Genomic DNA, 15,850 nt, shown 5'->3' on the forward strand with positions numbered 1-15,850 from the left:
ATCACCATCATTGTCTGTGTCTAGATCGCCATTACCTGTTTCTACTACATCCGTAATGCCGTCATTGTCACTGTCTAGATCGAAGTGATTTGGAATGCCATCATTGTCTGCATCAAAACCTGGTTCGATCATGCCGTTTGCATCTCCAACTAGTGGATCGCCTGGCGCATCATCTAGATAGTTTGGTACACCATCATTGTCTGTGTCTGCACTTGGATCGACGCCTGTTGGATTTTCATCAACATCAGCGATTCCGTCATTGTCATCATCAACATCAACTGTATCTGGAATACCATCGCCGTCAAAGTCCATTTCTTCTCTAAAGTCAACTTCTGGTGTGCTTGGATCGTCGTCATTATCTGTACCAGCTGCTCCTGTGTTTAGGTTGTCATTTACATCTGGTTGTACTCCTGTATCGTCGCTAGTATCGAATCCGTCATCTAGTCCGTCACCATCGGTGTCCGTTCCTGTGAAGGTACCTTGACCTGCTTCTTCTAGATCATTTACTCCATCATCATCACTATCTGTGTCTAGGTAATCTGGAGTGATATCTGTATCTGTATTTTCTGGGCTGTCGATGAAGCCTGCATTTTCGTATGCATCATCGATTCCGTTGTTGTTATTGTCTATTCCACTTGGTGGCGTGTAACTATCTGTTGTTTGTGCTTCTACATTGTCTGGAATTCCATCATCATCTGCATCGATGTCTAAAAAGTCTGGTCCGTCTCCTGCATTACTATCTGTATTGGCTGGAATTGTTCCTGCCGTATTATCAGCCTGACCATCCATGTTACCATCAGCAAATACAGCATCATCTGCATCTACATCACCATCATTATCTGTGTCTAAATCACCATTGCCTGTTTCTACTACATCTGTGATTCCGTCATTGTCACTATCTAGATCGAAATGATTTGGAATGCCATCGTTGTCTGCATCAAAACCTGGTTCGATCATGCCGTTTGCATCTCCAACTAATGGATCGCCTGGTGCATCATCTAGATAGTTTGGTACACCATCATTGTCTGTATCTGCGCTTGGATCGACGCCTGTTGGATTTTCATCTACATCAGCAATTCCGTCATTGTCATCATCGACATCATCTGCATCTGGGATTCCATCGCCGTCAAAGTCCATTTCTTCTCTAAAGTCAACTTCTGGTGTGCTTGGATCATCGTTGTTATCCGTTCCTGATGCTCCTGTGTTTAGGTTGTCATTTACATCTGGTTCTACTCCTGTATCGTCGCTGGTATCGAAGCCGTCATCTAGTCCGTCACCATCGGTGTCCGTTCCTGTGAAAGTTCCTTGACCTGCTTCATCCACATCGTCAATACCATCATCATCACTGTCGGTATCTAAGTAATCTGGAGTGATATCTGTATCTGTATTTTCTGGGCTGTCGATGAAGCCTGCATTTTCATACGCATCATCGATTCCGTTGTTGTTACTGTCTATTCCACTTGGTGGTGTGTAACTGTCTGTTGTTTGTGCTTCTACATTGTCTGGAATTCCATCATCATCGGCGTCGATGTCTAAAAAGTCTGGTCCGTCTCCTGCATTGCTATCTGTATTTGCTGGCGTTGTTCCTGCCGTATTATCAGCCTGACCATCCATATTGCTATCAGCAAATACAGTATCATCGCCGTCTACATCACCATCATTGTCTGTGTCTAGATCGCCATTGCCCGTTTCTACTACATCGGTGATTCCGTCATTGTCACTATCTAAATCGAAATGATTTGGAATGCCATCGTTGTCTGCATCAAAACCTGGTTCGATCATGCCGTTTGCATCTCCAACTAATGGATCGCCTGGTGCATCATCTAGATAGTTTGGTACACCATCATTGTCTGTATCTGCACTTGGATCAACGCCTGTTGGGTTTTCATCAACATCAGCAATTCCGTCATTATCATCATCGACATCAACTGTATCTGGGATTCCATCGCCGTCAAAGTCCATTTCTTCTCTAAAGTCAACTTCTGGTGTGCTTGGATCGTCATCATTATCTGTACCAGCTGCTCCTGTGTTTAGGTTGTCATTTACATCTGGTTCTACTCCTGTATCATCGCTGGTATCAAAGCCATCATCTAGTCCGTCACCATCGGTGTCCGTTCCTGTGAAGGTACCTTGACCTGCTTCTTCTAGATCATTTACTCCATCATCATCACTATCTGTGTCTAGATAGTCTGGTGTTGCATCTGTATCTGTGTTTTCTGGGCTATCTATGAATCCTGCATTTTCATACGCATCATCGATTCCATTGTTGTTATTGTCTATTCCACTTGGTGGCGTGTAATTGTCTGTTGTTTGTGCTTCTAGATTGTCTGGAATACCATCATCATCTGCATCGATGTCTAAAAAGTCTGATCCGTCTCCTGCATTACTATCTGTGTTGGCTGGAATTGTTCCTGCTGTGTTATCAGCCTGACCATCCATGTTACCATCAGCGAAGACTGCATCATCAGCGTCTACATCACCATCATTGTCTGTGTCTAGATCGCCATTGCCAGTCTCTACCACATCCGTGATGCCGTCATTGTCACTGTCTAGATCGAAGTGATTTGGAATGCCATCATTATCTGCATCAAAGCCTGATTCAATCATGCCGTTTACATCTCCAACTAGTGGATCGCCTGGTGCATCATCTAAGTAGTTTGGTACACCATCATTGTCTGTGTCCGCACTTGGATCTACTCCTGTTGGGTTTTCATCAACATCTGCGATTCCGTCATTGTCATCATCGACATCAACTGTATCTGGGATTCCATCGCCGTCGTTGTCGTCAAATACAGGATCGCAAGCATCGATAATTCCGTCACTATCTTGATCTGGTCCACCGACTTGTTGATAGTCATCTGTCCCATCATTATCTCCGTCTAGCGGATCTGTATATGGTGCTCCGACTACAGTTCCATTGGAGTTTATAGACGCAGGATCTGTTCCATATTGTCCGCCATCATCTCCATCTGCTCCAGGGCTCATATATCCATAGGCTTCATTTGCATCCGTACAACCATCTTCATCACTATCGTAGTCTAAATAATCTGGAGTTCCAGGAGTTGGTCCGCTATCCGTTGGTACAATTCCTGTTCCTGCTGAATCTGGAATACCATTATCATCACCATCGATTCCATCTGCTATACCATCATTATTTGCATCTGTACCTCCTGCTTCTACGATATCATATATTCCATCATTATCTGCATCAAGATCAAGATTGTTAGGAATACCATCGCCGTCAAAGTCGTCAATACATAATCTTCCAGCTAACACAAAATTATCCCATGTTGCATTCCCTGAATTGCTTACTGGATTGCCATAGAAATAGATTCTTATTTTCCATACGCTTCCTGCATCAATAAATACATCTGTAGGAGAAGTAGTGAAGTAGTTCTGTCCTGCGTGACCAGGATTGATATCTTGAGGATTGTCTGTATCTTGATATACTAATACTGAAGTTGCAAAGTTATCATTAGACATTTCAATCGTAATGTCATATCCATTGTAAATTGTGCCACCTCCATTAAATACACTTGGTGGTGTATCGAATGCAAATAAGCGACCTACTCTCCACGGCTGACTTCCAGCAATGAAGGAATATTCTAGATAATCTCCATTTGCCTGCGCAGTTGCTAAGTCTGGTTGATCTACATCTTGAATTGTTAAGTTTCCAAATCCTATATCTGCTGCTGAAACTGGCACTATTGTTAATCCAGGTCCTGCAGTTTCTTCTCCCGCTGAACTTACGTATGTATTATTTAATGAAATTGGGACAAAGAAATCTGGTATATTGTTTCGTTGGTGTTCCCAAACAGCAATATTGTTTGATGAGCCAGCTAATGGTTCTGTGGCTGCACAGGTATTTTCTGTAGCATCTGGAATACCGTCATTATCATCATCCAAGTCACAGAAATCTGGAATACCATCATTATCAATATCGGCTGTATCATCTCCATTTGGACAGATATCTGCACTGTCTAATACTCCATCTCCATCTTGATCACCTTCTGCGACAGTTATTCTAACTATTGCTGTATCACAAACATCATCGGTAATTGTTGTTGGACTATCGCCATTGACATCATTACATACTTGATATTCTATGGTTACGGTAGTTCCGCCTTCTCCTGCTGTTGGTGTATAGGTTAATTCTCCAGTAGCTGGATCATATGCTATTGTTCCTGTAGCCGTAGTATTAGCTCCGAGAACCGTTTCTATTGTCGTTATACTTGTAGGGTCGTTGTTGTCTGGATCGGTATTTCCATCGGTATTATCGGTAAAGTCATCGTTAGCTAATATTTGAATGATTTCTGATACTCCTGCCGTTGCATTTGCCGTATCGTCTTCTGCTATTGGTGTTTGTGAATTTGGATCAGTAATATCTGGATTTCCATCGTTATCATCATCTAAATCACAGACATTGGCTAGCAAATCTGTATCTGGATCAGGTCCAGATTCTAAATAATCTGCTGTTCCATTTGCATCCGTATCTCCAAAAGTTGTTGGATAACTTGCTGAAATTACGGTACCATTTGCATTGACCGCTGCTGGTTCTCCCGTGCCATATTGATTTTGTCCTCCATCGTTGCCATCAGCATTACTATCATTATAATATTCATTAGCATCACTACAACCATCTCCATCACTATCAGTATTTAAGTGATTGGATGTTCCAAGTGTTGTTTCTACTAATGCTAAACCTGTTCCTGCACTGCTAGGTATTCCTGTTCCTACATTTGGTAAACCATCTGCGAGTCCATCATTATCTACATCTGTTCCGTTGGCTTCAACAACATCATATATTCCATCATTATCAGCATCTATATCTAAGCAATTTGGAACTCCATCTCCATCGTCATCATTGGCTGCGACAACTTCCATAGCATATTGCCCACCGTCTCCATTCGTAGTAATTGTTGTTCTTTCTATTAACGTTGTTACTAGAGATGTTATCTCGGTTGCTCCTGCGGTCGGCGTAAAACGTAGTGTAAAGTCTGCCGACAAACCATTTGGACCATTTAACTCTTCATCTGCTATACTTGTATCTGTAGAATTCGTGATAGGTACAGAAATATCAGTATCAAATATTGTCAGTACTGTACCATCATCTGTTGAAGAATAATCATTCCCTGAAAGTATTTGCACATCAATATTTGCGTTTGCTGGTAATGATCTATCAAATTCAAATTGTACTTGATCGATACTATTTATATGTAAGTATACTTCTGTAACAGTATTTCCTGAAAAACTCCAAGTAATATCATTTTGTTGTATTCCTACTGCTGCTACATTGAAGAAGAAATTATTAGATGCAATAGGTTGTGTTCCTGCAAATGTAAACGACTGTATGTTATCAAAAACATTTAGACTATTATTGAATGTTCCTGCATTGGTAAAGCCTGTTACACCAACTGTGACACCGTTTGTAGTAGTTCCTCCTGCTCCAAAATCTACTGCAGAAACTCCACAACTCTCATCCGCATCTAAAATTCCATCATTATCATCGTCTTGGTCACAAAAATCTGGTATTCCATCTGTGTCTACATCTGCAGTATCATCTCCTCCTGGACAAACATCTACACTATCTTCTACACCATCTCCGTCTGAATCATTAAAATCATCACAGGCATCTGCTATTCCATCATTATCTGTATCTGGACCTGAAGTTGTTACATCTGCGGTTGTTGCTTGTCCAGTTCCTGCTACAGTTGGAACACCTTCATCGACTCCTGCGGTAGTTCCTACAGTATCTCCCAGACTATCATCTCCATCTAAATCTGTCGTTGTAAAACTTCCTGCGGCTTCTACTGCATCTGGGCAACCGTCGTTATCAGAATCTGTATCAAAACAATTGGCAATTCCGTCTCCATCATCATCATTTAATGATGTAAAAGACACTAATGTTATTGCTGTTGTTACCGTAGTTGTTTGTCCTGCATTTTTACCACCTCTGATGATAATTGTATCCACTGGTCCTGGAATTGTAATTCGTCCCCTGTTAGCATCTACGTTGGTTCCTCCAACAGAGGTATTTCCTTCTAGACCTGTTCCACTTGGTGTTACCGTAACTGTTCCTGTGCCAACAGGTATGTTGTCATCTAAGTTGTCAAAATTACTAGCGTTTATGGTAACTGGCACTCCTTCGTAGCTGGCTTCAAATTCAAATATATCGCCTCCATTTAAACCTGCTACAGTCATTTCAAAATTCGTAGCTCCTGCAAGTAGATCGATTGTTATTAACATGTGATCTCCTGCTGCTGGATCCGTGATATCAAATCCTTCTAACTGTGTTGGTTGGAAGTAGAAATAATCATCAACTGGTGCTCCGTCATCTAATATTTGTACTCCATTGCTCCAAACTGGTGTTCCCGTTGCTGCATTGTCAATAAGTGTTGCTGTAATATTTGCTCTACCTCCAAAAACTCCGTTTAGAGTCGCTGTGGTACCATCTCCTGTTGGTGCGGCGGCTGATTGTAATTGAAAAGTTCCTCCTCCTGGACTTGCTCCGTTGGAAGGAAATCCTGGACTGTTTAATGCTCCAGAAGCGATTCCTGCACATTCAACACTGTCTAAAATACCATCGTTATCATCATCTAAATCATCAGCATTTACGACTCCATCACCATCGGCATCTCCTGCAGGCAATACTGCTGGTCCTGTTGGATCTTCGATGACTCCCGTTATTTCAGTATTGTCATCTCCGACAGCGTCATCGGTAATTGTATAGGTTACTGTTAGTACATCTGTACCGTTTATGTTTTCTATTTGTCTCGCAATTGCGATAATATTGTTTCTATAATCGAGATCAGATCCTCCTGCAGTGGATGGTCCAAATTTGCGATAGGCATCAAAATCATCTAGAGAAGAGATTCCGTACCAATAATATTTTACTTGGGCTGATTGTCCGTTTCCTGCACAGGCTAACGAGAAATCTATTAATCCATACGGATATTCATAGATAGCATCTTGACTTGCTAAAGAAGCTTCTGTCACCAATACCATGGAGGTAATTTGATTACAATCTTCTCCTATATTTGGAGAGCTTACTTCAATAGTTACGTAGTCCCCATTTGCATCTGGAATGGAAGCAACATCGGGTTGTTGACTGTCTGGTGTTCCATCATTGTTACCATCTCCTCCATTTGGCGCGCCGTCTTCGATTGCTTCATCTACATTGTCCATGTCGTTCATGGCACCTGTAAAGTTGATTGTGACAGAACTTATGGATGCTAAACAACTTGTTACTGTATAATCAAAAATGTAGGTTCCAGTCGCAAGTCCTGAGCTACTTAATGTTCCTGCACTTTGGTCAAAATTTCCTCCAGGTGCATCAGAACTTCCATTGATACTCCATGTTCCTCCTGTATCTGGAGAACCGCCAAGATTTGTAAATAGATCAATAACTCCTGAAGCCGTTGTTGCACTTATGGTATTGTTTGTTCCTGAGTCTGGCGCTGCTTGAACCGAAACTGTTACTGAAGTGGCTTCACTACCCACACAAGGTGCCATAGCATTTACGGTGTAATCAAAAATATACACTCCACCTGTTGTTGGATCATAGGTTCCTGCTCCTGCGCTGAAATCGCCACCTGGAGCATCTGGAGAACTTCCATTTACACTCCAACTTCCTCCTGAATCTGCTCCTAAGAGTAATGTGTTTAAATCTATTAATGCATCTCCGGCGCAGGCATAATTGTCTGTTCCTGTTCCAGAAACTGGCTTGTCTGTAACAGTTACCATCACTACATCTTCTCCGGCACACATGGTTCCGTTGTCTGCATTTAATCGAAACCAAGTGGTTTCGTTTACTGTTACTGAAGGTGTTAAGGTTGCTATTTCAAAAGGAGCACTCCAAGGTCCTGTTGGTCCGTCTGTACTGTAAGACCAAGCATATCCTCCTGATCCATTTACACCTATATTATCTTGAATATTTAGTGCTTCACTTGCTGCTACTGCTGCTGTAAAAGGCACTTCATAAATAGAAGCTGTTGCAGCCGTACATGAATCATCATTAATTTGTGCTGAGGGCGTTCCATTTGGAATGGTTCCACTGGTAAACGTTGATGTATTTGAGCCATCTACAAAACTGATGATTACTGAGTCTATTTCTCCAAAATCTTGGAATTCGCAATCGTATATTTGTACTTTCCATCCACCTTGTCTCGCATCATAACCATTGAGTGGCGTCATGTCAATTAAATTGATTCCTGCTGCTGGTGAAAATACTGTACAGACTGTTGAATTGTTGGATGGATCGGAATAGTATGCGTTGTATGTTCCTGTTAATGCAGGTCCTGCGCCACTACAGGCATTATTTCTTGCAAATTCACAAATATCAAAAACAGGTAAAGTTGGTGTTATGGTTTGATCGTTTGTAAATGTAAGATTCACCGCATTATCTGCAGCGTAGCATGGACTTCCTGTTTCATTGAGTCCTAGTGGTATGGTTACTAAACCATCTGGTGACACTAAATAATATCCAACATCTGAAATGTATGTATGTGTTACATTAAAGGTTACAGATACTATTGTAGTATTTGCTATTCTAAAGGGTCTTTCTACAGGATCGTAATAGGTGAAATCTGTATTATTTGCTGCAACACCATTGAGCATTACCGTATCTCCTTGACAGGCTGTAAAATCTGAACCTGCTTGTGTTTGAATGGATGTATTCCAAACCCAAGCCCTTCCTTCTTCAATTGTTCCTCCATCATTTCTAACCACTAAATATCCACCATCGGCTAATCCAGTTTGAATTCTGGTTGAATTTATGGCATAGTCAACGTAAGAATTTGTTGTTGGGTTGAATACATACCAATCATAAGTTGTTATACCAGCTCCTGCTGGGCACTCTAGTTGTCCAACATTGGCGCCTCCGTCAAAAACAAAAATTGGATCATCTGAATTTGCTGAAAATAATGGATTTGCATAGCTTGTTGTTAGAGTTCCGCAATTGGATGAAGCTGTTGGAGCTGTTAATGCTATTTCTGAACCATCTAGTTTTATAACTAATACGGTAGTTGTTTCGTCACTACATGGTCCCGTTCCCAGAACGACATAGTTAAACGTTGAAGGACCAAGTGGTAAACTTGCTACTGTTAATGTACTTCCTGATAATGCTCCCGTTGAATCATTGTCCACCCATGTTCCTCCGGCATCCTCTGAACCATCCAAAGCATTGAATAAATCTGCTGTGGTATCTGTCGTAAAGACATAAAACGGTCCAGAAGTTGCACCTGAGTTAGGGGGATTTGTCAGTGTTAGTGTTGCTGTAACTGTAGCGGATGTATTTCCGAAAGGATCGGTCACTGTAATTTCTACGATTCTTGGTGTCACAATTTCTGGAACTGCGGCACTGTTTACGTATACTAAATCATCAAGTGTGTTTCTTAATGTGTTTACATCGGCGCTTTCGTTGGTGACCGTTAATGTTGTTGTGCTATTTCCTGTTACTGAAATACCGGGAAATATACCTTTTATACTTAATGTTTCGTCTCCAGCATCTTGTGGATTTGTCAATGTAATGGTCATGAAGTCGAGACCATGAGGTGCATTGAAGATTGAAGTAGCACCTGTACTTGCTGCATCTAGAAACTCTGAGCTTTTTGAGCATCCTGGGACATTGATATTTATTCCTCCTGCGGCAGTTAAATTTGTATCATCGAGTCTAACGTAAGGAACAGGAGCTAAATCTAATGTAAAAGGTTCTCCTGAAGCTGCTTCAGTTCCATCTGTCACATAATATTCTACCGTAAGGGTTGTAATAGCAATATTACTTTGTACTGTCCAATATGTTCCTGCGGTAGTAATAGCACTTGAAGAACCAATATGAATTTCTGAAGTATTGTTATTATTTACAAAATGACCTGTTTGTCCTCCAGTTAAATTTCCTGTAAATAATGCTCCAACATCTGGACTTGATATTTTTATATTTTCAGTACGAATTAATTCGCTGTGTTCCTGAGAACTAAGGATAACATGTACTGGCTCGCTAAATGTATAGGTATAGGTATTACCAGAAATGCCTGTACTAGATCGTGTATTGTTGAAACTATTGGTTAATACTAGTGAAGGAGCCACTGCGTTTTCTGCGCCTCCAGTTGTGGCTGAAGGTCCGCGTGTAATGTCGACAGTTACAAAAGTGACGCCATCGCCAACGGCTGACAAGCTACTTGTTTGAAAATTGTTTTCAGGAACTGTTCCTGACAGACCTCCCCAAGTTGTAACCACCTGTGCTTTAGCTTCATTAGAAAAAACGAGCATCAAAACAGTTAGCGCTGCAATAAACTGAAATAGGTGTATTTTGTATGTAGTAATTCTCTTTTTTATTGTGGAATGACGATTACTCACTTCCTCAAAAAACAGCCTAACTATCGAGTAAATAATTGAAAGATATCTTAACATAAGTGAAAAGTATATTAGTACACTTCTATTTTGATAGAAGTATATTTGGTTAGTTAGAATATTGGCTTTATATTTAAGTACGAATTGAAGTTGAAAGCGACTTACCTACCATTAATAAGCAAATCAATATTTTTCGCACTTTTATGTATTGGAATTGAGTCGATTAGAGGATCTTTAATCTGACTTCTGATAAAATAAAGATGTAACATAATACGGTTAGTTTTTTATTAAATTAACTGTTATCCTGCCCTGCTTTTGTTGGCTCGCCAAAGTTTTACAATTGCGGGGTTTTTTTATTTATATGTAACTATCACATATCGACTTATTTTCATAAATCATTATAGATAATTAGGTATTTACTCTATAGAGTAAATATATTTTGATTGCTTATTGAAAATTGATTAAATAGTTCTTAGAAAACTATTTAGGGAATTAATCAATACGTTTGAGTTTTAGAGAAAATTTGAATTGATTTCATAGACTTGATTCGGGTTTTTTATGTTATTTATAGTTATTTAGAATACTTATCAATATTACATCTCACCCTTAAAAAGGAAAGAAATAACTGTCATAAAATTAAGATAAATAATGATAATTGAGAATGGCTTAACCTTACTTTAATTATGGTTTTAGAAATTTTACTCCAAAAAAGTAAGAATCACATCATTATTTTCTTTTGCCCCTTTTGATCATAATATTCATTATATATATAAGTATAAAATGATCGCTTTTACTTTTATAAATATAGTTAATATTTTCTTAAAACCAAATAGTTTTATGAAACTAAACTGTATTATATCGCAGTTTATCGATTAAATAGTGTATTTACAGCACTTTAAAGAAATTTAGAAAACTAACATTTATTGTATATACATAATTACGTTTAATATTCTTTTTTCTACACTAAACAAATATTAACCACTTACGTCGTATTTTGTTTTTTCTTACAATTTATTTAAGCCTACTAATGAATTAATTCTCATTTGGTACACGCTCTTCTATTTGGGATAAAATTGTTTCAGCTTGTTTTTTAAAGGTTTTTAATTCTGGTAAGAATACTTGGTATGCCATAAAATGTGTAGTCGCTATTCTATTTTTATAGTCAGGATCATTGAGTGCGTATTCAATAAAGTCTTTATTAGGTTTTAATGAAATAACATCTGACCACCATGCATAATTGTTTTTAAAATGTGAGTAGTTTTCTTTGATATCTTCGGCTCGCATATCATCATCTATTTTGATTTCACGCAAGCGTTCTGTATAGAATTCTATGATTTGCGTTGGCAAACTGTCTTGAAACTTGTCTGTATTAAATGCTGTTAGTTGACTGTATCCTCGCTTGTTGAATGTAATTTCAGGAAATCCAATCATTATATAGGTATATTGCGGATTAAAGGCATAATCTACAGCTTTTACAGAATCTTTGAGTATTTTATTAAACAACGGTTTTACCTGATCATAAAAGAACTGCATTTTGTCAATTTCTTTGATGTCGTTTTTTAAATCCGCCGCAACAATATTGTAAATATTATACAATTTGTTTTGTTCTTTCCTACTTGCGTTCCAGTTATTTAGCGAAACTGCTATCAAGATTCCAATTACAACCAAGATAATTTCACCAATGGCATATAGTAGGTAGTTTCCGAGTTTTCTGTTTTTCAAAAGCTTACTTCTTTGGTTCCTAAATAGTTTCATAGATCATTTTATATTCCTTAAAATCCAAAACCGAAACCAAATGCAAAACGCATTCCGTCATCAGAATTGAATAATGATATGTTTGCTGACATTATATCTGCACCATTAAACCAAATTCCGCCACCAAGCGATGTATTCCATTTTCTAGAATTGTCACCACTTATCCATACTCTACCATAATCAAATCCGCCAAAAACACCAATGTTTAATGGCAATAAACCTGTTTTTATTTTGCGAAGATTTAAACGAAGATCTGTACTTTGTACAAAAGCGCGCTTTCCTGTAAAACGTTCGTTTCTGTATCCTCGCAATCCGTTTCTAGCACCAAGAGTAGCTCCTTGATAGAATTCAAATTCGTCTCCAAAGTTGATATGTCCACGTAGTTTTGTAGCAACCACTAATTGCCCGCTCGTAATTAATCGGTGATCAATGGAGAATTCCGGAATGACATACCCAAACCCTTTAGAAGTACTTACATTGTTTTTATAACCTGTTTCAAAACTCACTTCCATTCCCATGGTTGGAAAAGCGGCATTGTCTGTATTTTGAAAATGATATTTTGCGTTGACTCCATAAAAATCCTGCTTATCAAATATGCTTGAGTTTGCTGGAAAAGTTTGTTCTAAGAAACGCCCGGAAGTTCGTTCTATTTCGTTACTTTCATAGGACAATCCTGCTTGAAAACTAGCTCCAAGTTCGCCTCGCCAAACCACAGAAGGCGCAATTTCAATGGTTCTTATTTTTACTCTGTTAAAGTCTAAATCAACTTCAATTCCATCTTCATCATCTGCTTCAAAATTTGGTGTTTCATTTCCAAATCCGAAGAAGTTTACAGCGTAGTTTGGACTGTTGAATTGTGCTTTTACTTGTAAGTTCAAGTTTCCAATGACATTGGCAAATTCTCCCACATATCCCAAATCAAATCCATTGGTAGCAAAATAATACGCTGCCGTAATCCCATGTCTTGAGGTAAACGGATTTCGTTCAAAACCATAGTTTGTATAGGTATTGGAAGCTCCAATGAGCATTCCGTCATCTGGATTGAATCCGATGGTTGGAATTAATTGATTGGTATTGTTTTTTAGCTTTTTATAATCGTATACATTGGTTTCATAATCGTCCGTAAGTTTCTTACTTCCTTTATTGGTTACAAACTCACTTTCCTTCGATTTGTAATCGTATATTTTTACTTTTTTACCATTTTGAATGTCGTATACATCTTTATTCTGTCCACCAATCAAGCGAATTCTTGTGATGCATTTTCCATCGCCAAATACATGAAACTTATCATCATCATCTAAACCGTAAATCCAAATTTCTTTGGTTTCATCATTTGTATACGTACGTTCGTGAAATTTATCGCTCTTTTCTCCTTTTTTGATACGATATGCTGTTACTTTCGTTTTTCCATTTGGCAAACGTTCAATGTCAAACCAATCATCTTTGTTGGTTCCTTTGACAACGGCAAACTTGTTGACAAGCACATAATATCTGTCTGCTATTTTTTGAAGATTGGCGCGTCTTGCTTTTAGCTTTTGTTTGATTTCCTCAACACGTTCATCTCGCACTTCTTTCGGGAATTCTAAAAATGCTTTTTCAATAACAGCATCTGTTAATCCTTCTTGAATTCGTTTTACTTCTGCGTCCCAAACTCCTTTTTCTGATTGTTGAATGAGCTCCATATCTAACGGATACGGTTCTACATTGACACCTTTTACATCTACTAAATCATCGTCATATTTACGAAGTAATCTTGCGGTCGGAATTAGTTTTACGGCTGCTCCTAACAAAAATCCATCAGACATAATTGAAAATGCTTGATCACGGTCACGCGGCATCGGACGGTATACTTTTTTGCCGTTTTCTTTAAATCTTATCCAACGCCATTGGTCTTGGTGTCTGTCCCAATCGCCAATCATCATATCAAATAAACGTGCGCGAATGTAGGCTGCTTCATCAATGACAATGTCTTCATCTTTGTGCAATTCGTCCATTAAATCATCTGTGCTGATCAATTCGTCTTGAAAACCGAAACTTGCTTTATCGCTATGACCTTCTGAAGTATGTTCTTCAATCATATACAATTCGCCACCAAACTCATCATTATATTGTCCTAATGCATTTTGTTTTGGCACATAATATAATATCGGATTTGTGTGATATACGCCAACGGCATCTGCCAAGGTTCCAATAGCAAAAGGCGCATACGGATGTGCTCCCGTAAATACGTCTAAGATTAAATCTTCCGTAGAAGTATCGTCAAATTGTCCTTTGATATATTGATCTCTAAAGAGTACTGCTTGTAAATATTGCAAGGCTTGTTTGCGCAAAGCTCGCATTACATATTGTGCTCCGTTTTTATCTTCTAATCGCAATGATTTTGATTGGTTTCCACCACCTTTTCGCACAGGTTTCAATCCGCCATAAAGTGTATCTAAGTTTACTGTTGGTGCCGTAACTTTGGTACTGTATTGTTTTCGATAACGTTCGCCCCAAAGAAAAGTGCCAAATCCCGATTTTGCAGTTTCTTCTTCTGTGTAAATAGACGCAGATTTTTCTGCTGGAAATTGCGACGGATATGTTGTATCTGTTCGAGCTACATTGGCTGGTAATACTTCTGTTTCAAACACTATTTTATCATCATCGGAAGAATAGAAACGTACATGTGACGATCCATCTTTAAATACATCTAATCGTGCATAACCGTGTGTTCCATACGAAAATTGTCCGCCTCCAACATTGCGTGTTCCAGATACTTTTGCTCCAGAACCACTTACTATTTGACGCAAATTATCTTCTATAATGTACTGTAAACTATGTTCGTGTCCAGATACGAAAATCACTTTATCATTTTCTTGTGCAATGGTGATGATGCGTTTTCTAAATTCATTGTAACGCTTGTTGGAAATATCTACATTGGCAATTCCGCTTGTAGTGCGAATTAAATTCTTTAATGATCCTAATACTGGAATCGGCGACAGATGACTTTTAAATGTGTATTGTCCGCCATGTGAACCATTCGTGTACATTGGATGATGCAGTGCTACAATCGTTGTTTTTCCACGTGCTTTTTTGATTAAACTACTAAATTCATCTAGAAATTTTACACGCGTTTTTATTTCACAATCATCATTTATGGTTGGATGCTTGTCCCAATTTGTAAGATACCATTGACTATCTACCAGAATTAGTTCAATATCTTTATTGATGTGAATTTTCTCGATGGGGCAACCATTTTCAGGAAGAAACGTATCTTTTCCAAGCACTTTTTCAATGTATTTCTCTTGACGTTTTAATCCGCCTAAACCATTATACCAATCATGATTTCCTGGAATAAAAATTGTTTGTCCTTTAAAATCTTTTGCGATGCTGGTTTGTGCATCCAATTGATGTTCTGCATATGCTCTACCTTCACTTGTTTTTTTTGGCAATCCTTCAGGATAAATATTATCTCCTAAAAAGATGGCTGTACTATTTTTTGAAGCTCCTTTTAGTTCTTTTTCCATCATTTGCAAAGCGCTTGTTTTTTCTCCTATAGGAGATTTACCGGCATCGCCAATCAGATAAAAAGAGTGTTTAATTTCTTTATTTTCTGGGTATGAATTTGCGCTCATTTTCTCCGCATATTGTGCTTTGAAAGTTGCACAGGCACTAAAAGTCAATATAAAGACTATTATTCCTACTAATTGGAAAGATTTTATCATTGGTTGTTGTTTTATCAGTTTAAATATAATCATTCATTTTTTAA

Annotated in this window: 2 protein-coding genes and 1 pseudogene; all 3 read right to left on the reverse strand. The window is 38.5% G+C overall.

What is annotated here, in order from left to right:
• Positions 1–10,266 (reverse strand): annotated as a pseudogene (locus tag Q0845_RS25360) (hypothetical protein); the annotation flags it as partial.
• A 1,113-nt stretch (positions 10,267–11,379) separates the two neighbouring features.
• On the reverse strand, positions 11,380–12,069 hold the full coding sequence (locus Q0845_RS25365) for a DUF6090 family protein (RefSeq protein WP_298520063.1): 690 nt from the start codon (positions 12,067–12,069) through the stop codon (positions 11,380–11,382).
• Positions 12,070–12,119: 50 nt separating this feature from the next.
• Positions 12,120–15,806: a metallophosphoesterase gene (locus Q0845_RS25370; RefSeq protein WP_298520065.1), complete on the reverse strand. Its 3,687-nt coding sequence runs from the start codon at positions 15,804–15,806 to the stop codon at positions 12,120–12,122.
• Between the last annotated feature and the right edge of the window lie 44 nt (positions 15,807–15,850).

Source organism: uncultured Kordia sp., assembly GCF_947489565.1.
Lineage (GTDB): Bacteria > Bacteroidota > Bacteroidia > Flavobacteriales > Flavobacteriaceae > Kordia.

Bases quoted from the DNA above. Each gene is read 5' to 3' on its own strand.
- Q0845_RS25370 (WP_298520065.1), bottom strand. From the start codon at position 15,806: ATGATAAAATCTTTCCAATTAGTAGGAATAATAGTCTTTATATTGACT.